This is a genomic window from Paenibacillus artemisiicola (assembly GCF_017652985.1).
Lineage (GTDB): Bacteria > Bacillota > Bacilli > Paenibacillales > Paenibacillaceae > Paenibacillus_Z > Paenibacillus_Z artemisiicola.
Genome location: NZ_JAGGDJ010000004.1, coordinates 85,332 through 108,862, shown reverse-complemented (window position 1 = coordinate 108,862; position 23,531 = coordinate 85,332). Strand labels below are relative to the sequence as shown.

The following is a 23,531-nucleotide window of genomic DNA, read 5'->3' as shown; positions in this document are numbered from 1 at the left end:
CGGAGGACATCGCATGAAAAAAGTATTGTTGACCGGGTTCGACCCGTTCGGCGGAGAAACGACGAATCCCGCGTGGGAGGCGGTCGCCCGGCTGCGCGGCAGGCGCTATGAGGGCTTCGAGGTAGAGGTCCGGCAAGTGCCGACCGTGTTCCGGACGTCGCTCCGCGTGCTGCGGCAGGCGATGCTGGAGGTCCGGCCAAACGTGGTCATCGGCGTCGGGCAAGCGGGCGGCCGGAGCGATATCGCGGTCGAGCGGGTGGCGATCAATCTCGATGATGCCCGCATTCCCGACAATGACGGCGAGCAGCCGCTCGATCTGCCCATCTCGGAGGACGGGCCGGCTGCCTATTGGTCCACCTTGCCGGTCAAGGCGATCGCGGCCGGGATCCGCGAAGCCGGCATTCCGGCCTCCGTCTCGCTGTCCGCGGGCTCGTTCGTCTGCAACCATCTCTTCTACGGGCTTCGGCATCTGATTGCCACCGAGTTTACGGCCTGCCGGGGCGGCTTCCTTCACGTGCCCTTTTTGCCGGCGCAAACGATCGGGCGCGCGCCGACGCCGAGCATGAGCCTGGAACACATGGTAAACGCCATCGAGATCGCCGCCATGGCAAGCATGCGATACGGGAAAGACATCGCCGCAATCGAGGGCAGGTTGGACTGAGCGTTCCGGTTGGAATTCTGATTGCGATTAACTGTTTTGACTCTATTGGTTCTGATTCGCTTGGTTCTGATTCTCTTGGTTCTGATTCTCTTGGTTCTGATTCGCTTGGTTCTGATTTTCTTGCTTCCTGCGCTCTTGTTTTTGAATCCCTTGTTTCGGCTAACGTGCCGGTTCGGCTCGCCTTCTTCGGAGGCGAGCTTTTTGCATGCCCGATTCGCCCCGTCCGCGCGAACCTCGGATCTTCGGCAAGCGGGGCGGAATACCCGCATAGCATAGGGTAGAGCCTATTTTTGCCCGGAGTCCTGAGCGGGCAGGCCGCGAGAAGCCGGTAGGCAATTCCTGAGCAGGGGGTGGCGCGATGTTCGACGAAGCCGCGGAGCCGACCTTGGCCTATGCGGAACGGCAGGACCGAGCCGACGGATTGGCGCGGTTTCGGGAGGCGTTCTATCTGAAGCCGGGCACGGTCTATATGGACGGGAATTCGCTGGGGCTGCTGTCGAAGCCGGCGGAACGGACCTTCCTGGAAGCGCTGGAGGACTGGAAGGAATACGGAATCGACGGCTGGACGCGGGGCCGGCATCCATGGTTCGCGCTGTCGGAACGGCTGGGCGGCATGATGGCGGGGCTTGTGGGCGCCGACGCGGACGAGGTGATCGTGACGGGCTCGGCCACCGTCAATCTGCATCAGCTCGTCGCGACGTTTTACCGGCCGCATGGCGCGAGAACGAAGCTGCTGGCCGACGAGCTGAACTTTCCTTCGGACCTCTACGCGCTGCAGAGCCAGCTGGCCGTCCGCGGCTTCGATCCTGACGGCAGCCTGGTTTGCGTGAAGAGCCCGGACGGGCGGTTCCTGGACGAAGACGCGATCATCGAGGCGATGACGGAGGAGATCGCGCTGATCGTGCTGCCGTCCGTCCTCTATCGGAGCGGGCAGCTGCTGGATATGGAACGGTTGACGGCGGATGCCCGCCGGCGGGGCATTCCGATCGGGTTCGACTGCTGCCATTCCGTAGGCGCGGTGCCGCATGCGTTCGACGCCTGGGGCGTGGATTTCGCGTTCTGGTGCAGCTACAAGCATCTGAACGGCGGGCCCGGCTGCCCCGGCGGCCTGTACGTGAACCGCCGCCATCTCGGGACGCGCCCCGGGCTGGCGGGCTGGTTCGGTTCGCGCAAGGACCGCCAGTTCGATATGGCCTCCTCGCTGACGCCGGCGGAGTCGGCGGGCGCGTATCAGATCGGCACGCCGCATGTCCTGAGCCTGGCTCCGCTGATCGGGGCGTTGGGGCTGGTCGGGGAAGCGGGGATCGAGGCGATTCGCCGGAAGTCGCTCGGCCTTACCCGTTACCTGATGGGGCTGATCGGGCAGGAGCTGGCCGGCTTCGGCTTCCGGATCGGCAGCCCGGTGGAGGATGCCCGGCGCGGCGGGCATGTCGGCCTCGAGCACGACGAAGCGGCGCGGATCTGCAAAGCCTTGAAGGAACGCGGCAACGTCCCGGACTTCCGCGCGCCGAACATGATCCGTCTGGCTCCCGCCGCGCTGTACACGTCTTATCGGGAGGTCTGGGACGTCGTTCAGGTCCTCCGGGACATCATGGAGAAGCAAGCGTTCAAGGCCTATCCGAACGAACGCGACATCGTCGCTTAAGCGGAAGCGGCCGGCTCCGCCGGACCGGCGGGGCACGGGGCCGCAGCCAGACGCCAAGGAGAGGGGCAGCGCGAATGGAAAAAGACATTCGGACGGACTTCAGCGGCTCGATGTCGTACGGAGATTATCTCCGGCTCGACCGGATTCTAGGCAGCCAAAACCGCCGCTCCGGCCATCATGACGAGATGCTGTTCATCGTCATCCACCAGACGAGCGAGCTCTGGATGAAGCTCATCCTCCACGAGCTGAACGCCGCGATGCGAAGCATCCGTGCCGGCGAGCTCGAGCCCTCGTTCAAAATGCTGGCGCGCGTCTCGCGGATCCAGCAGCAGCTCACGCAGTCGTGGTCCATTCTCTCGACGCTGACGCCGGCCGAATATATGGGCTTCCGCGATAAGCTGGGCAGCGCGTCCGGCTTTCAATCCCATCAGAACCGGCTGATCGAATTCGCGCTGGGCCAGAAGAAGGCCGAGACGCTGACGGTATTCCGGCACCGCCCGGAGCTGGACGCGGTCATGCAGGAAGCGCTGCGCGAGCCGAGTCTGTACGATGCGGCCATCGGGGCGCTCGCCGCGCGCGGGCTGCCCGTCGACGAAGCGGCGCTGGACCGGGATTGGTCGCAGCCGTACGCGCCCAATGCGAGCGTGGAGGACGCATGGCTGACCGTCTACCGCGATGTGGAGGGGTACTGGGATTTGTACGAACTGGCGGAGAAGCTGGCCGATATCGGCAGCCAGCAGCAGGCCTGGCGGTTCCACCATCTGTCGACGGTCGAGCGCATCATCGGCCATAAGCAGGGGACGGGCGGCTCGTCGGGCGTGACGTATTTGAAGCGGGTGCTGGAGCAGCCGTTCTTCCCGGAGCTGTGGAGCCTGCGAACCAAGCTGTGAAGACGGACATGGAAGCGAAGGGGAGGCGGGCGGGGGTGAACGCGAACAAATGGATCGATATCTCCCAGCCGCTCGACGAGCGGACGGCCGGCTGGCCGGGAGACACGCCGTTCGTTTACGAGCGTGCCTGGCGGAAGGAAGACACCGGGTCCGTCAACGTCGGGCGGATCCGCATGAGCCTGCATACGGGCACGCATATCGACGCGCCGTACCATTTCGACGATGCGGGCGCCAAGGCGATCGACCTGGAGCTGGACGTTTATCTGGGCGAGGCCGTCGTCGTGCATGTGCCGGGCGCCCGAGCGATCGGAATCGGCGACCTGAGCGGGGCCGAACTGGGGCAGGCGGCCCGTCTGCTCCTTCGCACGGACGCCTGGCCGGACCGGCGCGCGTTCCCGGCGTGGATTCCGCCCGTCGAGCCGGAGCTGGCGGCGTATCTGGCGGTGCGCGGCGTTCGCCTGCTCGGGCTCGATCTGCCGTCGGTCGATCCGCTGGACAGCAAGGAGCTGCCCGCGCATCACGCGCTGGCGGCGCACGGCATCCACATCCTCGAGGGACTTGTTCTGGATCATGTCGAGCCCGGGCGCTACGAGCTTGCCGCGCTTCCGCTGCCGCTCGCGCTGGCCGACGGCAGTCCGACCCGGGCCGCGCTTCGCAAGCTCGTTTAACGCGTCCATGCCGTGTCCGGGCACGCAGGGTCGTTATTACGCCATAAGCGATTATTTCTTGGGAAATAACGTGAGGCTTAATGCCGCCCGCCCGAGCGCCCGTCCGAGCGCCCGTCCGCCCGCCCGCTCGCCCGCTCGAAAAGCGGTAAAGACCGCGGCTCGGCTCAACGGAGCGGCACGATCGAACCGTTCCGCCTTCGAATCGCTTTCCTGCCCGCTCAATTGGTTGTACAATCGGGTTAGAAAATCGGTGCTTCCGGCATCGGAGCGGACGAAGGTGAGGCGAAGACGTGATCCAGCTGGCGAACGTGACGAGCGCCCTGCAGCGGATGGAAGTGTGCGAGGCCAACGAGCTCTATGGCGAAACGGGGCGGTTCCGCTATTTGCGGTTTGCGGACGACGCGGTACAAGGCGCGATCGACCTGCGTCGGCCCGAGCGGATCGTGCTCGAGTACCCGCGGGCGCTCATCCATCTGATCGACCGCAACGCGCCGCATTTCCGGCGGCTCTTCATGATCGGCCACGGCATCGGGACGATTGCGGCGCACTATGCGGACCGGGAGGTGATCGTCGCGGAGATCGACGGGCAGGTCGTGGAGCTTAGCCGGACGTACTTCCGCTACCGCCGGGACAACGTCCTGATCGGAGACGGCCGGCAGCTGCTGGCGGAGCAGGCCGACGGGCGGCTCGACAGCCTTGTGCTGGACGCCTTCACCAAGGAAGGGACGCCGCATCATCTGAGCACGCTGGAATTTATGCGGCTGGCGCGGGACAAGCTCCGCGAGCCGGGCCTAATGCTGCTCAATCTGATGGGCAAGGGAGCGGGGGACAAACGCGTGCGGGCGATCCACACCGCGCTGGCGGAGGTCTTCCCGCATAAGATGGCGTTCACGCTGCCGGGGAAGGAGCCGTCGGAGCAGCGGAACATGCTGCTGGCCGGCAGCGCCCATCCGTTGGCCTATGACCCGAAGGCGATGGCCGGGTTCGCGGAAATCGCGCTGGAGCCGGGCTTCGCGCCGAGAGACCGGGGATCTTCGCCCGATGAAGCGGCTCGCTGAGCGGGGCGTCTTGCACCGATGCGCGCCATGCCGTTGCGCCGTCCCGGCGCCGCGGCTTGAACGCCGGCACGCAGAGGCACGATGGCATGCGCCCGCTTGCGTCCGCTTCCGCCGGTTTCCGCTCCCGCGTCGCGGGCGGATTCGCTACAGCGGCTTTTTCATGCGCAGATGTTCGATTCCCGCCTCACGGAACGGCCCGGAAATCGCGGCGTAGCCGAGTCTGTCGTAGAAGCGCTTCGCCGATAGCTGCGCGTCCAAGACGACGCTCGCAGCTCCCAGCTCCATCGCTTGCCGCTCCATCTCGTCCATGATTCGTTTCCCGAGCCCGCGGTTCCGATGCGTTTCCAGCACGGCAATCCGCTGGAATTTCGCGACCCCCTCTTCCTGAAAATACCACCTGCCGGTTGCGACCGGTTTTCCCTCGTCGGCCAACAGCAGGTGATGGCTCTCTCCTCGGAGGACGTCCTTCCCGTCGACCTCGATGCTTGCCGGGATATGTTGTTCCAACACGAATACTTGATGCCGCACGCGCAAGCAAGCCTGCAAATTCTCCGGCGACGCGACGCGAATGACTTCCATGACGATCTTCCTTTCTGGATGCGGATTAATGGAACGGATGAGCGAGATAGAGTTTCTCGCAACCAACCTTGGATCAATAGTTGACTTAAGCAACTGTTTGCAGCATAATGCAATTAGTTGACTTAGTCAATAATTATCGGCCGAACGCGCCATCGGTCTGCGAGAGGGGATATGCGATGTGGAATCCGTCGTCAACGTCGTCCGGAAGTTTAACCGATTCTATACGAACGTTCTTGGGCTGCTGGATCGGCATATGCTGGATAGCGAATTTTCGCTGTCGGAAGCACGGGTTTTGTTTGAGATCGGCAGTACGGAACGCTGCACCGCCACGATGCTCATCGACCGGTTGAGGCTGGACGCCGGTTACTTAAGCCGCATGCTGAAACGGTTCGCCAAGCTGGATCTCGTGCATCGCGAGCAATCCGGCGAAGACGGACGGCTTTATTATCTGTGCCTGAGCGAGAACGGGAAGCGAACGCTCGCGGACCTGAACCGGCGCTCCGACGAACAGATCCGGCTGATGATGGAGCCGTTGGCCGAACAAGCGCGGCATCGGGTCACGACGCATATGACGGCGATCGAACGGATCCTGTCAGGCGACGATCCGCAATTTCCGCCGGAGGTTCGGATCCGCAACGAGCTCAGACCCGGAGACGTCGGGAGCCTGATTCATCTGCACGGCTGGCTGTATGCGGAGGAATGCGGCTATAATCACGCGTTCGAAGCGTACGTATGCCAGACCTTCGTCGATTTTTTCCGGCAGTACAGCCCGGATAAAGATCGGTTCTGGTTCGCGGAATCCGAGGAGGGCATGATCGGCGCCATCGCCATTGCCGGACTTTCCGAAAGCGATGCGCAGTTGAGGTGGTTCATCCTCCGTCCGGAGTACAGAGGGGCCGGCTACGGGAAGAGACTATTCCAAGAAGCGCTGCGCTACTGCAGGGAGAAAGGGTTTCGGCGCGTGGTCTTGGCGACGACGGACGACCAGCGTACGGCGATCGCCATGTATACGAAGGCGGGATTTACGAAGATCGGCGAGCATGCAAACGAGGCATGGGGCGTTCGGCACCGGGAAGAAACCTATGAATTACTGTTGTAAATACGAAGTACGCACGTTTCTTTTTTACGCCGATTGGCAGGTTTGCGTCAGCCTGGCCCGAATGTGATAGGAGAGAGCAAGTCGCTTCTGGATGAACGGGAGAAACTCCGTATCGACGTTTTGGAAGTCGTTAAACGGAAAGCGGTGAAGTAAAAGAAGGTCCGACAGATAGTCATTCGCAATTCAACAGACCGGCAGGCGTGTCCTTGAGACATGCCGAATAACGTGTATGACATCGGACGAAAGGCCGTAATGAAGGCGGCGCCCGTCAACGAGGGATAGCCTGGCGGCAAGTATAAGGTTAGCCGTCCCCATATTTTAGTAGAAAGACGGTGGTTCACTTGTCAGACATGACCTACATGATTCACGATCGCCTTCCGACCGTCGCGGAGCATCGGCTGCTCTGGGAAGCCGTCGGCTGGGGAAGCGTCGATGCGGAGATGGCGGCAGGCTCGCTGCGAAACTCCCTTTACGGGGTCGTCGTGACGGTCGATGACGCTCCCGTGGGCATGGGGCGCATCGTCGGCGACGACAGCATGTATTTTTACATCCAAGACGTGGCGATTCTTCCTGTCTATCAAGGACATGGACTGGGGAAGGAAATCATGAACCGCCTGCTTGCCTATATAGAGAAACGCCGTTACGAGAACGGCATCGCGTTTGTCGGCTTGTTCGCATCGGAAGGCAAGGAAGCCTTCTATGAAGCCTTCGGGATTCAGAACCATGCCTCGCATATGACGGGCATGTTTACCGTATTGGAAAAGCGTTAACGTCAATACGGGACTCATGCGTATACGGTCTGATATCGCGCGGGGCTTGGACCTCTTGCGTTTCAGGGATGATCGTAACACGAAATAAGGAGCCGCTGCCATGGAGCAGCGGCTCTTTATTTCGTGTTCACGTTCCCGGCGAACGGCTGATCAGCGAAGGCATTCGCCGGGAGCGTAGTAGCCGTACGTACTGCGATTAGCTAAGCAAAAGACATACGCTGGAGTGATAGATGGGAACAGACAGGTTTAGGTAAAATTTAGGAGATGGAAGCTTGTGCACATCATGAAGAACGAGGTGATGTTCTCGGCCGAAAACATGCATTACGATTCATGGCAAACACAATAGAGAATTCTTGATTCGCGATAAGCCAATACGATTCATGGAACCGATGGCCCGCTGCCCGGAACGATAGCCTGGCAGTGGAGACGAAGGAAGATCGGGAGGGAACTTTGGCGATGAATAAGCGTTTGCGCTGGTTTTCGGGCATCTTTTGCGTTATGTTTGCGTTTGTAGCCTTTTCCCAAATGGCGGCTGCCTCTTCGGAAAGCGAGGGTACGGTTCGGGCTCAGGCTGACAAGGGGCCGGCGGATCGGACACCCGGCGCCGCAAAAGCGGTTTCGCTGGCAGGAGGGTGTCTGCACAGCTTGGCGCTGCGCAGCGACGGCACGGTCTGGTCGTGGGGAGATAATGATTGGGGCGAGCTCGGGGATGGGACCACGACTTCCCATGGCGCGCCGGTGCCGGTCAAGAGCCTCAAAGAGGTAAGCGGCATCGCGGCCCGTGATTGCAACAGTATGGCGCTGCTTGGCGACGGCACGGTGTGGACGTGGGGAGTTACCATTCCTTCCGCAAGCGATGCCTATCCGTATCCCGGCCCGACTCCGATTCAAGTGAAAGACGATTCCGGGCTGGCGTTCGATTCGGTCATCGCCATCTCTGCGGGCAGGGGGCATTATCTGGCGCTCAAGCGAGACGGAACCGTCTGGGCATGGGGCAGGAACGATGCGGGTCAGCTTGGCGACGGTACCGTGTCCGACTTTTATTACTACCATTATTCGCCGTCGCAGGTGAACGGGCTGGATTCGGTCGTTGCCGTTGCCGCTGGCGGTACGTTTAGTTTGGCGCTCAAGAGCGACGGCACCGTCTGGGAATGGGGGAGCGTCTACGACGACGATGAAAACCTGGCGCCGCGCCCGACGCCGGTTCGGGTAAAAGGCCTCGATAGCGTGACCGGACTGGCAGCCGGTCTCCAACATAGCTTGGCGCTCGAAAGCGACGGAACCGTCTGGGCGTGGGGCCACAATGACAAAGGGCAGCTCGGCGATGGAACCACGGCGCTTCGTTCCGTTCCCGTTCAGCTCCACGACCTTGCCAACGTGGTCAGTCTGTCAGCCGGCGATGATCATAACTTGGCGCTCGAAGGCGACGGCACCGTCTGGGCATGGGGAGACAATCGATCGGGTCAGCTTGGCGACGGGGGTACGTCGCGGCGCTTGACCCCGGCACAGGTGCAAGGTCTCGATAGCGTGACCGCGCTGGCCGCCGGAGATAATCATAGCTTGGCGCTCCGAAGCGATGGTACCGCTTGGGGGTGGGGGGATAATCGAGGGGGACAACTCGGAGACGGGAGCGCAGCGGACCGTGTTACCCCCGTCAAGGTTCAAGGATTAGACCGGCAAAGCCCTGAAACCCTTCTTTATCGATTGGCCGGACCGATTCTCGACTTCGACGCAACCCGGGTCTTGTTTTACTATGGCGAGTTGCTGTGGTTGTACGACCGTGCGACTCACGCCCAAATCAAAGTGGCCGAGGCCGAGAGCATTTACCATTTGACTCGTGCGGAGCTGTCCGCGGATGGCGTGGTATATACCGACGGACGGAAGACGTCGTATTGGAAGGACGGCGCGGTTCGAAGGAGTTGGGAGGGAACGTACCTCTACGATGCGAACGGAAACTTCGCGGTAGTGGGCGATAGCGTCGTCGATCTAACGACAGGCGCATCGCGTTCCTTGCCGAATGCCAAATTTTATCGAGATATGCACATCCGTTTTGATTTATGCCCCGACGGAACGGTCGCGTATACGTTGAACGAGCATCCATCGGAAATCTACGTGTCGCTGCCGGACGGTACGATGAAGACGATCGGTCTAACGCCCGGCGACTACACGTACTTCGGGGTCATGATGGACGGAACCGATCTGCTCTACAACGCGGTAACCCAAGATAACGGCGGGCAAGCCAGGCGATCGCTGCGCTTGCGCGGCGCGGACGGCCGAGTGACGACGATCGCGGCTTATCCGTTCGATGCCGCCGATTATGCGGCGGATCCAAGGCAATCCTACCGGATCAAGAACGGATGGATCGCCTACCGGACCTATGACGAGAGCGCCGGGCAATGGCGCTTGGACGTTCGCACGCCGGAAGGCATGACCAAGCACGTGTACGCCGGCCCCAAAGGCGCTTCGTGGAAAGACAAGCCGATAGCGATCAAGCAGTTGGCGCCGGACGGCATGATTGTCTATGCGTATCAAAATACGACGTACGTGTACGCGTCGCAAGCAGGCAAGATGATCGCTGCTTTCCAGGAATCCGGAGAGCTGGAATACCGGGAGCATGTCGCAGCCGGCCAGGAAGGCAGGGAATACCGGCTGCTGGCATGGTACCTGCTTGACGGGAGTTTATTGTACGGCGTTCGGCTCTGACATAAGAGGCCATTGTCTTGTCGGAATCGTTTTGGAGCGGCGCGCCTGAGGCGGCTGCTCCTTTTTCGTTCGCGGCCGGCGGGTCGTTCGACGCAACTTCAGCGTTGCTAAAGCGTATACATTCGCGGGAACAGGAAAGAAAATGCGGCTGATTTCGTTATTTCCGAGACAATTCGGGCCGCTGACGTCAATTTTATGATTTCACGGACCACCCGTTAGGAGGAGAGCCGATGAAGAAGCTGCGTTGGGGCATTATGGGGTGCGCTCAAATCGCCGCGAAGGCGTTTATTCCGTCCGTCCGCGTGTCGGACATGCAAGCGATCGCGGCCGTTGCCAGCCGCGACGAAGCGAAAGCCCGCTCGTATGCGGATACGCACGGCATACCGGGCGCTTACGGGAGCTACCAAGACCTGCTGACCGATCCGAACATCGACGCGGTCTATATTCCGCTGCCCAACCATCTGCACCGGGAATGGACGATCGAAGCCGCCCGGGCAGGCAAGCACGTGCTGGTCGAGAAGCCGATGGCGGTGACGGCGAGCGATGCGGCCGCCATGGTCGAAGCTTGCGAGCGGTTCGGGGTGCATCTGCAGGAAAACGTCATGTATCGCTGCCATCCGCGCTACGACCGGATCAAGGACATCCTCCGTTCCGGCGAGATCGGCACGATTCGGGGCGTGCACGGCGTCTTCACGTCGGACCGTTCCGCCCTGGCGGGCGATATTCGCTTCGTAAGGGAGATGGGGGGCGGCAGTCTGTACGATATCGGCTGCTACTTGTTCAGCGCGGCCCGCTACTTGCTGGAGACGGAACCGGTGGCGGCGACGGCGCAGGCGTTCTTCTCGCCGGACCATGGCGGCGTCGATATGATGGCGTCCGGCCTTGTGGAATTTCCGGGCGACGCGGCGTTGACGTACCAGTGCGGCTTGTGGGCGGACTTCGCCAACACGCTGGAAATTCGGGGCACGCGCGGCACGATCCGGCTGCCGTCGGCCTTCTCGCTGCGCGGCGATCTAAGCCCCGACATTCAGGTGACCGCGAACGGCGAGACGCGGACGGAGCCGTTCGAGCGCGGCAACCAGCAGCAGGCGCTGCTGGACGGGTTTGCGCGGGCGGTGCTTCTCGGAGAGCCGGAAGCGATCGGCCCTTGGGACGGCGTTCGCAACCTGCGGGTCATCGAAGCCAGCCTGACGTCCGCGCGCGAGAAACGGCGGGTCACGATCGAGCCGCAGGAAGGCGGCGCCTGAACACGCAGCCTGACAGGAAGCATGCTTAAGGAAGCGCGACTTCAAGAAACGGAGGCAGTCACGATGCAAGATACGAACAACCGGCCGCAGCGGCCGAATTTTATCGTCTTTTACTGCGACGATCTAGGCTACGGGGACTTGGGTTGTTACGGCTCGCCGGACATTCGGACCCCGCATCTCGACCGGCTTGCGGAAGAGGGCGTCCGGTTCACGAACTGGTATTCCAACTCGCCGGTCTGCTCGCCGTCCCGGGCATCGCTGTTAACGGGACGCGATCCGGCCCGGACGGGCGTCGAGCGGATCCTCGGCGGCAAGCGGGGGACCGCCGGGCTCCCGCGGGAAGAACGGACGATCGCGGCTTGGCTGAAGCCGCACGGCTACCGGACGGGCTTGTTCGGCAAATGGCATCTGGGCGTGACGCCGGAGCAAAATCCGAACGCGCACGGCTTCGACGAGTTTTACGGCTTCATGGCCGGCTGCGTGGATTATTACTCCCACATTTTCTATTGGGAGCAGGGCGGAGGCGTGAATCCCGTTCATGACCTCTGGCATAACGACCGGGAAGTGTGGAGCAACGGCGATTACCTGACGGAGCTGATCACGGCGAAGACCGTCGACTTCATCGAGACGGAGCGGGAGCAGCCGTTCTTCGCGTACGTGGCGTACAACGCGCCGCATTATCCGATGCATGCGCCGCGGGAATACCTCGACCGCTTCCCGGACTTGCCGCCGGACAAGCGGATCATGGCGGCCATGATCGCCGCGGTGGACGACGGCGTCGGCGAGATCGTCGAGGCGCTTCGGCGGACGGGGCAGCTGGAGAACACGGTGATCTTCTTCTCCAGCGACAACGGGCCGTCGACGGAATCGCGCAATTATTTGGACGGCACGGAGGACCTGTATTACGGGGGCTCGGCGGGGATCTTCCGCGGGCATAAAGGCAGCCTGTTCGACGGCGGGATTCGCGAACCCGCGATTTGGCGCGTTCCGGCCGCGGCGGCCCCCGGCCGGGCGGAGGACGAGCCGCGCGTCATGACGGACGTGCTCCCGACCCTCCTGGAGCTGGCCGGCATCGAGCCGGCGGATCGGCAGCTGGACGGCCGCAGCGCCGCGAGCCTGCTGCTGCGCGGGAGCGCTCCGGATGCGCCGCCGGCGGAGCGCCGCCTGTTCTGGGCGTACGAGAACCAGCTGGCCGTCCGCGACGGCGCCTGGAAGCTGGTGCTGAACGGCAAGCTGGACTTCGGCCGGGAAGCGTCCGAGGACGTGCATTTGTCCAATCTGGCGGAGGACCCCGGCGAACGGATCAATCGGTGCCGGGATTATCCCGAGAAGACGCGGGAGCTGCGGGAGGCGGTCCTCGCCTGGTACGGGCAGTTCCGGCAGGAGGATTAACGGGACGAAGCGGATGTCGTCGACTAGACGTACGGAACACGTTACCCTGCAACGTCGATATCCATAACGCGTGACGCAAGAAGACCCGCAGCCTAAGGCTGCGGGTCTTCTTGGCCTTCTCCGCTCGTTCGCGCGGACGACGGAACGCGCGAACGGTTCGTCAGACCCGGAAAGCAAGAGAATTAAAAAGGGCCGGTTGCAAATAGCAACCGGCGCCTGGTAGGTTATCTTTTATTTAAATATACGATTCAAATAGAATATCAACGAAGCTCTCGTTGAAAATTTCATTTTTTTGAATTTTTGGGTACGAAATTGATGTCCTTGGCCTCTATAATAGTATTATAAACGATGATTTTTTATAAGTCTATACTTTTTTTTGGATTTTGGATATATTTTTCGGGCGGCTAAAAAGAGGAGGTTGAAATCCATGATTACGCTGGAAGGCATCAGCAAATCGTTCAAGGTGGCGAAGCGGTCCGCGGGCTTGCGGCAGGCCGCGAAAGCGCTGTTCGTTCGCGAGCATACCGTCGTCGACGCGCTCCGGGACATCTCGTTCACCATCGGGGAAGGGGAGATCGTCGGGTATATCGGCCCGAACGGAGCGGGCAAATCCACGACGATCAAGGTCATGAGCGGCATTATGGTGCCCGACCGCGGAACGTGCTCCGTCATGGGCTACACGCCGTGGCAGGAACGCAAGGCGTACGTGGGCAACATCGGCGTCGTCTTCGGCCAGCGCTCGCAGCTGTGGTGGGACGTGCCGGTCATCGATTCGTTCGAGCTCCTGCGCGACATTTACGCGATTCCGCGCGGCTTGTACGCCGCGAATCTCAGCCTGCTGACGGAAACGCTGGAACTTGGCGGCTTGCTTCATACCCCGGTCAGGCAGCTGAGCCTCGGGCAGCGGATGCGCTGCGAAATCGCGGCTTCGCTGCTGCACGGCCCCAAAATCCTGTTTCTGGACGAACCGACGATCGGATTGGACGCGGTCAGCAAGATCGCGGTCCGGCAATTCATCAAAACCATCAATAAAGAGAAGGGGGTCACCGTCATCCTGACGACGCACGACATGAGCGATATCGAGGCCCTGGCCGACCGGATCCTCATGATCGGCAAGGGCACGCTGCTCTACGACGGCAATTTGGCGGAGCTGCGCGGCAGGTTCGGCACCCATCGGACGGTGACGGTCGATTACCATCCGAATTCGAGCCCGCTGGAGATTCCCGGCGCGTCCCTGCTGTCCTGGTCGCCGGAGCGGGCGGTGCTCAGCGTAGATACCGAGCGCGTCCTCATGGCGCAAGTCATCTCGCGGTTATCCGAACAGGTCGAGCTGGTGGACGTGGCGATCGAGACGAAGCCGGTCGACGAACTGATCGTCGAGCTGTATAAGGAGCACCGGGTATGAACGCGTACTTGTCGATTTGGAAGCTTCGCTTCATCACCGGCTTGCAGTACCGCGCCGCCGCGTACGCGGGCATGGTGACCCAGCTGTTCTTCGGTCTCGTCTTCATCATGATCTTCGTGGCGTTCTATCGGAACGGCGCGCAGGACCAGCCCATGTCCCTGCAGGACGTCGTCTCTTATATTTGGCTGCAGCAGGTGTTTCTGTCATTCATCATGCTCTGGTTCCGCGACAACGAAATTTTCCAGTTGATTACCGGGGGCAACATCGCCTACGAGCTGTGCCGGCCATGCGGGATCTACGAATTCTGGTTCGCCAAGCTCCTCGCCCAGCGCGTGTCCAGCGCGGCGCTGCGCGCCGTTCCGATCTTGCTCATCGCCTTCCTGCTTCCCAAGGCTTATCAGCTTCGGCTGCCGCCTTCGCTCGGAACGGGCGCGCTGTTTCTGGCGGCGCTGGTCCTAGGCCTCCTGATCATCGTGTCCATTTCGATGCTGATCTACATCTCCGTGTTCTGGACGATGTCGCCTACCGGATCGACGCTGCTCTTCGCCGTGGTCGGCGAGTTTTTCGCCGGGCTCGTCATTCCGGTCCCGCTGATGCCGGCTTGGCTGCAGCAGGTCGCGAGCGCGCTTCCTTTCCGGTGGTCGGCGGATTTCCCGTTCCGCGTCTACTCCGAGCAAATTCCGCGGGCCGAAGCGCTCTGGGGGATTCTCATTCAGCTCGGCTGGCTCGCGGTGCTGCTCGGATTCGGCAGATGGGCCTTGAACCGGGCGCTGCGTCAAGTCGTCGTGCAGGGAGGTTAACGAGATGCGCTTATACTATCGCTACTTGAGCATGCAGTTCAAATCGCAGCTGCAGTACCGGACGTCGTTCTGGCTGCTGACCCTGGGCCAATTCTTCATCCCGTTCTCGGTGTTCGCCGGCTTGTACTTCATGTTCGAACGGTTCGGCCAGGTGCAGGGCTGGAACTTCTACGAGGTCGCGCTGTGCTTCGCCGTCATCCATCTGTCGTTCTCGTTCAGCGAATGCTTCTCGCGCGGCTTCGACGCCTTCTCCAGCCTGGTCGGCAGCGGCGATTTCGACCGGCTGCTCGTCCGTCCCCGAACCACGGCGCTGCAGGTGCTTGGCTCGAAGTTCGAATTTACCCGTTTCGGCCGGCTGGCCCAAAGCTGCCTCGTGCTCGCGCTGGCGCTCGCCCATCTGCCCATCGCGTGGACCGCGATGAAGGCGGCGACGCTGCTGCTCATGATCGCAAGCGGCATCGCGGTATTCACGGGCATCTTCATGCTGGCCGCAACCTTGTGCTTCTGGACGATCGAAGGGCTGGAGGTCGCGAATATCTTCACGGACGGGGGCCGGGAGATGGCGCAGTACCCGCTGCATATCTATCAGAAATGGGTCGTGATGTTCTTCACCTTCGTCATTCCGTTCGGCTGCGTCAATTACTTGCCGCTGCTCTATCTCCTGGACAGGGCGGGCGGCCACGACATCCTCTACATGCTATCGCCCCTAGCGGGCTTCCTCTTCCTCCTGCCTTGCATCCTGGTGTGGCAGTTCGGCGTGCGGCATTACCGCTCCACGGGTTCCTGACGAGACCGGTCGACGCCGGGCAACGCGAACGAATACGACGAGAATCAGAAAAAACGAACGCGAAGCTGCCGTCACGCACGGCGGCTTTCTTTCGTTTCCGGCCGATGGCAGGAGTTCGCGCGTCTCGGCTTGAAATAGGAGAGAACGTGAATGACGGGCATCTTGCGGATCGGAGAATGGGAAAAGAACGAGCCGGGAATCGGAGGGGTTGACGTGGAAAAGATCGGTTTTCTGGCCGCGGCCGGCAGCGCGGCGTTATGCGCGGCATTCTTGTATTCGAACGCGCATGCGGACCCGCCGATCGGGCGGGATACCGTGCGCATCCTGCTCGTCATGATCGCCGCGCCCGCATGTCTGGGCATGGCCGCCGCGCTCTTTCGCGCCCGGTTCCTGATGTGGGCGGCATGGGTCTGGTCGCTGCCCTGCTGCCTTTACTTGGGCCTCGCGGCGATGCCGAGCCTGTACAATCTGTTCATCGCGGTTCTGATCGGTTACTTCGTCTCGGCCGTTCGCATGAGCGCGGACAGGCTCCGCGAATCCGGCCGGCGGTAGCGAAGCGGAACCGAACGCGGGCGGCTAGCGCAGATGAGCGCCGGAGCGGTATTCCCGCGGCGAGCAGCCGGTATGCTTGCGGAACACCCGGTTGAAGAAGCTGATGTCGCCGAAGCCGGTTTCATGCGCGATGTCGAGCACTTTTTTGTCGGTGGTCCGCAAGAGGGTAGACGCATGGCGAATTTGGACGGTATGCTTGTAATCAAGCAGGCTCATGCCGGCCGCTTCCTTGAATTTGGCGGTGAACGACGAGACGCTCATGCCGCTCAGCCGGCTCAGCTGCTGCAGGGTCAGCGGCTGGTAATAATGCCGGTCGACGAAATGAACGATGGAGTCCATCCAGTCGCGGTCGCTGACGCTCGGCCGCTGCCCGGCTTCCCGGTTCTCCTGATGATACCGGCTCAGCCAGACGAGGCATTCGATGAGCCGGGTCTTGATCACGAGCTGGTAGCCGTCCCGGCGCTGCGCGAATTCCTCGAAGACCGCCTGCAGATGCGATTGGATATGCACCTTCTGCGCGGGCTGGAGGGGATGGTACGGCACGAACGCGTGGTTCTTGCGCAGGAACGGGACCAGGTAGAAGAAATTGATGAACGACGGCATCTGCTGCAGCACTTCCATCTCGCGCTGAAGGAACGCGGCGTCGAAGAGCACGTTGTAGACGACCGTCTCCCGGTCCGCGGCGCAGACGTAGCTGTGATAGACGTTCGGTTCGATCACGAAGACGTCGCCGGCCGCCAGGCGGTACGTATGGCCGGACATTTCGTGCACGGCGCTGCCTTCCACGACGAACACGAGCTCGATGAAGTCGTGGGTATGCGAGGGGATGGTCTCGTTCTTCTCGATCGTGTAGCGATCGATATAGAACGGAAAATCGTCCAGTTTGAAAAATTCGTCGCCTTTGAACATCGTCATGATCGGCCACATCCTTCGTCCGGTTTGCGCGTAGCCTGATTATGGCACGGCGCGGCCGGCGTGTCCATGAGCGAACACTAGGAACCGAAGTCAGAAAGGGGAGCGGTCGTCATGCCGAACCGGGAGATCCATCCGCAAGTCGAGGCTTATTTGAAACGGATCCGCTACGAGGGGCCGCTGGACGGGAGCGCCGAAGCGCTGGCGGGGCTGCAGCGGGCGCATCTGATGGCGGTGCCGTACGAGAATTTGGATATTTTGAACGGAGTTCCGCTGTCGCTCGATCCCGAGGCGCTGTGGGATAAAATCGTCCGCCGGCGCCGCGGCGGCTACTGCTTCGAGCTGAACGCGCTGTTCGGCTGGCTGCTGCGGGAGCTGGGGTACCCCGTGACGGACTACGTGGCGCGGTTTTGGCGCGACGAGACGGCGCTGCCGCCGAAGCGGCGCCATCACGTGCTCAAGGTGGAAGCGGAAGGCGCCTTCTACCTGTGCGACGTCGGCGTCGGCGGGGCGGTGCCTCGGCGTCCGCCGCTGCTGCAGGACGGACTGGAGCAGGAGCAGGGCGGGGAATGCTACCGGCTCGACCGGGACGCGGCGTTCGGCTGGTTTCTGAGCGAGCGGAAGCGGGGCGAGTGGGGACGGGTCTATTCCTTCACGGAGGAGCCGCAGCTGAAGGACGATTACGCGTTCGCGAGCTTCTGGTGCCAGCACGCCCCTGAATCGCCGTTCCGCGCGGGAGCGCTGCTGGCGATCTGCACGCCGGAGGGCCGGAATACCGGCGCGGGCGAGGAAATCCGCCTGTTCCGCGGCGGCGAGGTGACGGTGCTGACGCCCCCGACGAAAGCGGAGTACGCCGCGGCGCTGAAGATGTACTTCGGGATTGACATCCCGGAGGCGGAGGCGCCGCAGGGCAAGGAATAAAGTCGGCGCGTCCGCCGGCCATGCGGACAACAAAAAAAGCCTCGGCCTCCGTTACCGCGGAAACCGGGGCTTTGGCGCGTTCGGCGGCGGCTGGCGGCGCTACGCCTTCACCTTGCGCGCCGCGGCGATCGCGCGATAGCAGATCGCGCAAAACGCGAGGCAGCAGACAATGAATAGCAGCGTGCGGCCGTTGTGGCGGACGTAGAGCTTGACCGTCTCCCAGCGCTCGCCGAGCAGGAACCCGACGTAGACGAACGTGGTGCTCCAGACGAGCGCGCCCGCGTACGCGTACAGCAGGAAGTCGCGGATTTTGAAGCGCGACATCCCGGCCATGTAGGCCGTCACGTGGCGGAAGCCGGGAATGAAGAAGCCGACGAACAGCAGCAGCTTGCCGTAGCGGTTCATCCAGCATTGGGCGCGTTCGATTTTGGCGGAAGACAGATGCAGGCGGGGGCCGTACTTCAGCAGGAACGGCAGGCCGAGCCGGTTGCCGATCGCGTAGCTGGCCGTGATGCCGACGGCCGCGCCGGCGAAGGCGCCGAGCACGACGAGCGGCGCCAGCAGGGTGCTGTTGCCGACGAGATAGCCGGCATACGTGAGCAGCGCTTCGTCGGGAACGGGGACGCCGACGATGCCGAGCGACAGGGCGAGCGACAAGCCGATATAACCGTAGCGTGCGATCAGCAGCTCCAGGACATGTTCCACGGGGGCAGCCTACTTTCCGAGGTAGTGATATGAATGTACCCGATGAGCGCAAGGAAGACAAGCGAGCGCGACACGAATGTTATATGAAAATGTTGTTGTTTTATATTTCTTCCCATATCGGAATGGACTATACTAGGGACGAATTCATTTTATCGACAAAGGTGGCTATCCTCGTGACCCGAAAATTGCGTTGGGGCGTCGTCGGCACTGCCGGCATCGCCGTTCGTTCCGTCATCCCGGGCATTCAGGCTTCCGAAACCGGAGAATTGACAGCGATTGCAAGCCGAGACCTCGCCAAAGCCGAAGAGACGGCGGCCAAGCTCGGCATTCCGAAAGCCTACGGCAGCTATGAAGAAATCGTAGCCGCCCCCGATATCGACGCGATCTACGTTCCGCTGCCGAACCATTTGCACATGGAATGGTCGATCCGCGCGATGGAAGCCGGCAAGCACGTGCTTTGCGAGAAGCCGATCGCGATGAACGCCGAAGAGGCGCAGCGCATGGCCGACGTCGCCGCGAAGCAAGGCGTCCACCTGGCGGAGGCGTTCATGTACCGCCATCACCCGCGTTACGAGGAGATCGCGAAGATCGTCGCGTCCGGCGAAATCGGCGAACTCCGCGGCATCCACGGCACGTTCACGTTCAATAACGCCGGCGACGCCAAGAACGTCCGCTACCGCAGGGACTGGGGCGGCGGCTCCATCTACGACGTCGGCTGCTATCCCCTCAGCGCGGCGCGCCTCATTACCGGCGCCGAGCCCGAAGCGGCCACGGTGCACGCGCTCATCTCCCCGGACCACGACAACGTCGACATGATGGCGTCCGGCATCCTGGAATTCCCGAACGGCGTCGCGCTGACGTTCGACTGCGGCATGTGGGCGGCGTTCCGCAACACGCTCGAAATTCTCGGCACGGACGGCCGGATCGAGGTGCCGTCGGCGTACATCGGCGACGCGACGTATTACGTGCACTCGAAGGACGGCAAACGCGAAGTGAAGCAGCCGGAGCTGAACCAATACGCGCTGCAAGCCGACGCCTTCGCCCGCAACGTCTGGAACGAGCAGCCGGTCCGGTTCGCGCCGTCCGACGCGGTCGCCAACATGCGCGTCATCGACGCCTGCCTGGAATCCGCCTACGCCCGCATGCGCGTCACCCTGTAAATCCAATCGCGAAGGGAGTCAACCGTTTATGAAACATATTCAGCTTCCCGGCTTAAAGCAAGGCGTATCCCAATTGATCATGGGCTCCGATTATTTCTCGCCCGACGTGTACGAGCTCGTCAGCGCCAACCTGGACGCGTTCGTCGCCATCGGCGGCAACACGATCGACACCGCGTACATCTATGCCGGCGGCAAGAGCGAGCAGGCGATCGGCATGTGGCTGGAGGAGCGGGGCAACCGCGAAGCCATCAACGTCTGGACGAAGGGCGGACATCCGCACCACGGCGTGCCGCAGGTCAACAAGCAGGCCATTCACGACGAATTGATGACGAGCCTCGAGCGGCTGCGCACGGACTACATCGACGTCTACGCGCTGCACCGCGACGACACGAACGTGCCGGTCGGCGAGATCGTGGAGATCTTGAACGGGCACGTCGAAGCGGGACGCATCCGCGCGTTCGGCGGCTCCAACTGGACGACGGCGCGGCTGCAGGAAGCGAACGAATACGCGGCGGCCCACGGCCTGCGCGGCTTCGACTTCAGCAGCCCGAACCTGAGCCTCGCGAAAGCGCAGGAGCCGTACTGGGCCGACTGCATCAGCGTGGACGGCGAGATCTTGGCGTGGCACGAAGAGACCGGCCTGCCGATCTTCTCCTGGTCCTCGCAGGCGCGCGGCTTCTTCACCGGCCGCTTCACGCCGGAGGACCGCTCCGACGCCGATCTCGTGCGCGTCTTCTATAACGACGACAATTGGGAGCGTTATCGCCGCGCCGAGGAGCTCGGCAAGCAGAAGGGCTTCTCCACGATTCAGATCGCGCTGGCCTACGTGCTGAACCAGTCGTTCCCGACGGGCGCCATCATCGGCCCGCGCAACGAGGCGGAGATGAAATCATGTCTCGAAGCGACGACCATCCCGCTGACGCCGGAGGAAATCAAATGGCTCGATCTGAGAACGCGCTGATCGAATTGTGGCCGGAAGGCGCGCCGTTCGCCGCCGGCGGCGCCGACGAGGACCGGCCGGCCCTGACGCCGTATCCCGTCGCGGGCGCCAAAAGCGCCGTCATCGTCTGTCCCGGCGGCGGCTACGGCGTGCGCGCCGCGCATGAGGGCGAACCGATCGCGCGGTGGCTGAACGGCATCGGCATCGCCGCCTTCGTCCTGCGCTACCGGGTCGCGCCGTACAAGCACCCGAGTCCGCTGCTGGACGCGCAACGGGCGATTCGCTACGTGCGCCTGCATGCCGCGGAATACGGCATCGATCCGCAGAAAATCGGCATCCTCGGCTTCTCCGCCGGCGGCCATCTCGCGGCGTCGGCGGCGACGCTGCACGAGGCCGGCCGGCCGGACGCGGACGATCCGGCCGAGCGGCAGTCGAGCCGGCCGAACGCCGCGGTCCTGTGCTACCCGGTCATCTCGATGGGACCGGACGGCCACGCGGGCTCGCGCGCCAATTTGCTCGGCCCCGAGCCCGAAGCGGCGCTGATCGAGCGGTTGAGCGCCGAGCTGCAGGTGACGCCGGATACGCCGCCGGCGTTCCTCTGGCACACGTCGGACGACGACGTCGTGCCGGTCGAGAACGCGCTGTTGTTCGCTTCCGCGCTGCGGCGGGCGGGCGTGCCGTTCGACCTGCACGTCTACGAGAAAGGCCCGCACGGCATGGGCCTCGCCGAAGGCGATCCGCACGTGTCCACCTGGACGGCGGTCTGCGGCGAATGGCTGAAGCGCATCGGCTTCTAGCGAAGCGGAGGCCGCGCGCGCAAGCCGGATCGATCCTCTCCCGCCCGGCGGGGGAGGATTTTGTCGGTTCGGGTCCGAAAGCGGTTCCTTCCCGCGGGCGAACAGTGGTATTATAGATTCGCAATGCATATTAACGTTTATCCATACCAAAGGAGCGTCGAGCCACTATGAGCAGCAATCAAGCGTATCGAGACACCTATCAAGGCGAGCCGGCCGTATGGCTGAAGTTCGGCCGTTACGAAGCCGTCCTGCTTCCCGAGGTCGGCGGCAACCTGATCGCCTTCCGCGATACCGAGAACGGTTATGCGTTCCTGCACGAGCCGACGGCGGAGGAAATGCCCGCCTTCAAGGCGAGACCGTTCATTCACGGCATCCCGGTCCTGTTCCCGCCGAACCGGTTCGAGGACGGCAAATTCCCGTGGAACGGCCGCACGCTGGAATTTCCGGTCAACGAGCCGGCGACGGGCAACCACCTCCACGGCTTCGTGCACAGCGAGACGTTCGAGGTCGAGGATTTCGGCGCGACCGCGACCGAAAGCTACGTCGTCGCCGCGCTCAAGGTCGACGAGCGCAGCGAGGTGTACAAGTACCTGCCGTTCCGATTCACGCTTCGCCTGCGCTACGCGATCGGCGAGAACGGGCTGGAGCAGCAGTTCACGGTCGTCAATGACGGCGAGGAGACGATGCCGTGCCTATTCGCGTTCCACACGTCCGTGAACGCGCCGTTCGTACCGGGCAGCTCGGCGAAGGATTACCGGCTCAAGCTGACGATCGGCGAGCGCTGGCACATGAGCGAGCGGATGCTGCCGACGGGCGAATTCCAGCCGCTGTCGCCGAACGAGGAAGCGATGAAGGGCGAAGGCGTCTATCCGTTCTTCGAGTCGCTCGACAACCATTATACCGCCGTGCCGCAAAACGGCCGCAACCGGATGGAGCTGACGGATACGAAAGCGGGCCTCACGCTCGTCTACGACGCCGGCACGTCGTACAAGGAATGGATGATTTGGAACAACGGGGCGACGGAAGGCTTCTTCTGCCCGGAGCCGCAGGTGAGCCTCGTCAACGCGCCGAACACGGACAAGCCGGCCGACGAGATCGGCCTGTTCAGCCTCGCGCCGGGCGAGATCTGGCAGGAGCGCGCGCGGATCTACGTGAAATAGCGAGCGAAACGCACGCAAAAAAGTCCGCAGCCGTGCGGCCGTCTTCCTTCGCGGAAGCGGCCGCGGGCTGCGGACTTTTTCGTATGCGCGCGTTTGCCGGCATCCGGCAGGCGGCCGTTCGAGGGCCTGACGGCGCGGGGCTATTCGGTGACGGGCATCCGCATCCGTTTGGCGGCTTCCTCGAGGATCCGCTTGTCCCGCATCAGCATGAAGACGGTGGAGTAATCGCCCGTCGCCGTCAGCGAGGCCTCGACGGCCCGCACCGCCTGCGGCATGGACATCCATTTCAGCGACAGGCCGAGCTTCTTCTCGTGCTCGGTCAGCCGGGCCTCGTGCGCTTCCTTCGCCGTCGCGACGAAGCAGTAGGAGACCTGCAGGAAGCCGTTCTTCTTCTTGTGCTCCTCGATATAGCCGAGACGGCGGACGATCGCCGCGTCGTAGCCCGTCTCTTCGCGCACCTCGCGCAGGAACGCCTGCTCCGGCGTTTCCTTCTTCTCGATGCCGCCGCCGGGCAGCTTATAGATCGCCGACTTCGCGATATACATCATGGCCACGTTCGCGTCGGCGTCCAGCAGCACGCCGCGGGAGGCGGAGCGGGAGACATGCGGGAGCAGGTCCGGCTCGCCGCCGCGCACGTCGCGGTCCGTTATCCGGTACAGCAGCCGCATGCGATCACCCCT

The 23,531-nt window shown here is 62.5% G+C and carries 23 protein-coding genes; 19 read left to right on the top strand and 4 right to left on the bottom strand.

What is annotated here, in order from left to right; translation table 11 throughout:
- Nucleotides 1-13 precede the first annotated feature (13 nt).
- The 5 genes from pcp (at nucleotide 14) to I8J29_RS08900 (ending at nucleotide 4,922) form a co-directional block, all read left to right on the top strand.
- Nucleotides 14-661 carry a pyroglutamyl-peptidase I gene (pcp, locus tag I8J29_RS08920; protein WP_208847269.1) on the top strand — a complete coding sequence of 216 codons (648 nt, stop codon included), beginning with the start codon at nucleotides 14-16 and terminating at the stop codon, nucleotides 659-661.
- A gap of 358 nt (nucleotides 662-1,019) precedes the next feature.
- The gene (kynU, locus tag I8J29_RS08915; RefSeq protein ID WP_208847268.1) at nucleotides 1,020-2,306 is read left to right on the top strand and encodes a kynureninase; all 1,287 of its coding nucleotides are present in this window, start codon (nucleotides 1,020-1,022) and stop codon (nucleotides 2,304-2,306) included.
- A gap of 74 nt (nucleotides 2,307-2,380) precedes the next feature.
- A complete protein-coding gene (gene kynA, locus I8J29_RS08910) occupies nucleotides 2,381-3,196 on the top strand; it encodes a tryptophan 2,3-dioxygenase (protein WP_208847267.1) in 816 nt (271 codons plus the stop codon).
- A 35-nt stretch (nucleotides 3,197-3,231) separates the two neighbouring features.
- Nucleotides 3,232-3,864, top strand: a complete 633-nt coding sequence (gene kynB, locus I8J29_RS08905) for an arylformamidase (RefSeq protein ID WP_338113106.1) — start codon at nucleotides 3,232-3,234, stop codon at nucleotides 3,862-3,864.
- A gap of 290 nt (nucleotides 3,865-4,154) precedes the next feature.
- The gene (locus I8J29_RS08900) at nucleotides 4,155-4,922 is read left to right on the top strand and encodes a spermidine synthase (protein WP_338113105.1); all 768 of its coding nucleotides are present in this window, start codon (nucleotides 4,155-4,157) and stop codon (nucleotides 4,920-4,922) included.
- A 144-nt stretch (nucleotides 4,923-5,066) separates the two neighbouring features.
- On the opposite strand, the gene I8J29_RS08895 is transcribed toward I8J29_RS08900, so the two are convergent.
- Nucleotides 5,067-5,501: a GNAT family N-acetyltransferase gene (locus tag I8J29_RS08895; RefSeq protein ID WP_208847266.1), complete on the bottom strand. Its 435-nt coding sequence runs from the start codon at nucleotides 5,499-5,501 to the stop codon at nucleotides 5,067-5,069.
- A 178-nt stretch (nucleotides 5,502-5,679) separates the two neighbouring features.
- Between I8J29_RS08895 and I8J29_RS08890 the strand changes: the two genes are divergently transcribed.
- From I8J29_RS08890 to I8J29_RS08850, 9 genes are all read left to right on the top strand, one after another.
- Nucleotides 5,680-6,600: a bifunctional helix-turn-helix transcriptional regulator/GNAT family N-acetyltransferase gene (locus I8J29_RS08890; protein WP_338113104.1), complete on the top strand. Its 921-nt coding sequence runs from the start codon at nucleotides 5,680-5,682 to the stop codon at nucleotides 6,598-6,600.
- A gap of 350 nt (nucleotides 6,601-6,950) precedes the next feature.
- The gene (locus I8J29_RS08885; protein ID WP_208847511.1) at nucleotides 6,951-7,370 is read left to right on the top strand and encodes a GNAT family N-acetyltransferase; all 420 of its coding nucleotides are present in this window, start codon (nucleotides 6,951-6,953) and stop codon (nucleotides 7,368-7,370) included.
- A gap of 456 nt (nucleotides 7,371-7,826) precedes the next feature.
- The gene (locus tag I8J29_RS08880) at nucleotides 7,827-10,073 is read left to right on the top strand and encodes an RCC1 domain-containing protein (RefSeq protein ID WP_208847265.1); all 2,247 of its coding nucleotides are present in this window, start codon (nucleotides 7,827-7,829) and stop codon (nucleotides 10,071-10,073) included.
- A 230-nt stretch (nucleotides 10,074-10,303) separates the two neighbouring features.
- Nucleotides 10,304-11,320, top strand: coding sequence for a Gfo/Idh/MocA family protein (locus I8J29_RS08875; protein WP_208847264.1), 1,017 nt, complete (start codon nucleotides 10,304-10,306; stop codon nucleotides 11,318-11,320).
- 63 nt (nucleotides 11,321-11,383) lie between these two features.
- Complete coding sequence (locus I8J29_RS08870) at nucleotides 11,384-12,712, top strand: sulfatase-like hydrolase/transferase (RefSeq protein WP_208847263.1); 1,329 nt, start codon at nucleotides 11,384-11,386, stop codon at nucleotides 12,710-12,712.
- Between the two features lie 427 nt (nucleotides 12,713-13,139).
- Entirely contained in the window at nucleotides 13,140-14,117 is a 978-nt protein-coding gene (locus tag I8J29_RS08865; RefSeq protein WP_208847262.1) for an ABC transporter ATP-binding protein, read from the top strand.
- Entirely contained in the window at nucleotides 14,114-14,917 is an 804-nt protein-coding gene (locus I8J29_RS08860) for an ABC transporter permease (protein ID WP_208847261.1), read from the top strand. The genes I8J29_RS08865 and I8J29_RS08860 overlap by 4 nt, the downstream gene beginning before the upstream one ends.
- Nucleotides 14,918-14,921: 4 nt before the next feature.
- On the top strand, nucleotides 14,922-15,704 hold the full coding sequence (locus I8J29_RS08855; protein ID WP_208847260.1) for an ABC transporter permease: 783 nt from the start codon (nucleotides 14,922-14,924) through the stop codon (nucleotides 15,702-15,704).
- Nucleotides 15,705-15,854: 150 nt separating this feature from the next.
- Nucleotides 15,855-16,256: a hypothetical protein gene (locus I8J29_RS08850; protein WP_208847259.1), complete on the top strand. Its 402-nt coding sequence runs from the start codon at nucleotides 15,855-15,857 to the stop codon at nucleotides 16,254-16,256.
- A gap of 24 nt (nucleotides 16,257-16,280) precedes the next feature.
- On the opposite strand, the gene I8J29_RS08845 is transcribed toward I8J29_RS08850, so the two are convergent.
- Nucleotides 16,281-17,171, bottom strand: a complete 891-nt coding sequence (locus tag I8J29_RS08845) for an AraC family transcriptional regulator (protein ID WP_208847258.1) — start codon at nucleotides 17,169-17,171, stop codon at nucleotides 16,281-16,283.
- 111 nt (nucleotides 17,172-17,282) lie between these two features.
- Between I8J29_RS08845 and I8J29_RS08840 the strand changes: the two genes are divergently transcribed.
- A complete protein-coding gene (locus I8J29_RS08840) occupies nucleotides 17,283-18,089 on the top strand; it encodes an arylamine N-acetyltransferase family protein (protein WP_208847257.1) in 807 nt (268 codons plus the stop codon).
- A gap of 99 nt (nucleotides 18,090-18,188) precedes the next feature.
- Here I8J29_RS08840 and I8J29_RS08835 read toward each other — a convergent pair whose 3' ends face one another.
- On the bottom strand, nucleotides 18,189-18,794 hold the full coding sequence (locus I8J29_RS08835) for a DedA family protein (RefSeq protein ID WP_208847256.1): 606 nt from the start codon (nucleotides 18,792-18,794) through the stop codon (nucleotides 18,189-18,191).
- A 173-nt stretch (nucleotides 18,795-18,967) separates the two neighbouring features.
- Here I8J29_RS08835 and I8J29_RS08830 point away from each other — a divergent pair, with 173 nt between their 5' ends.
- The 4 genes from I8J29_RS08830 (at nucleotide 18,968) to I8J29_RS08815 (ending at nucleotide 22,851) form a co-directional block, all read left to right on the top strand.
- Complete coding sequence (locus tag I8J29_RS08830) at nucleotides 18,968-19,954, top strand: Gfo/Idh/MocA family protein (protein WP_338113103.1); 987 nt, start codon at nucleotides 18,968-18,970, stop codon at nucleotides 19,952-19,954.
- A gap of 28 nt (nucleotides 19,955-19,982) precedes the next feature.
- Nucleotides 19,983-20,915: an aldo/keto reductase gene (locus tag I8J29_RS08825; RefSeq protein ID WP_090642001.1), complete on the top strand. Its 933-nt coding sequence runs from the start codon at nucleotides 19,983-19,985 to the stop codon at nucleotides 20,913-20,915.
- On the top strand, nucleotides 20,891-21,691 hold the full coding sequence (locus I8J29_RS08820) for an alpha/beta hydrolase (RefSeq protein ID WP_208847255.1): 801 nt from the start codon (nucleotides 20,891-20,893) through the stop codon (nucleotides 21,689-21,691). The genes I8J29_RS08825 and I8J29_RS08820 overlap by 25 nt, the downstream gene beginning before the upstream one ends.
- Nucleotides 21,692-21,858: 167 nt before the next feature.
- The gene (locus tag I8J29_RS08815) at nucleotides 21,859-22,851 is read left to right on the top strand and encodes an aldose 1-epimerase (protein ID WP_208847254.1); all 993 of its coding nucleotides are present in this window, start codon (nucleotides 21,859-21,861) and stop codon (nucleotides 22,849-22,851) included.
- A 140-nt stretch (nucleotides 22,852-22,991) separates the two neighbouring features.
- Here I8J29_RS08815 and I8J29_RS08810 read toward each other — a convergent pair whose 3' ends face one another.
- On the bottom strand, nucleotides 22,992-23,519 hold the full coding sequence (locus I8J29_RS08810; protein WP_208847253.1) for an NUDIX hydrolase: 528 nt from the start codon (nucleotides 23,517-23,519) through the stop codon (nucleotides 22,992-22,994).
- Between the last annotated feature and the right edge of the window lie 12 nt (nucleotides 23,520-23,531).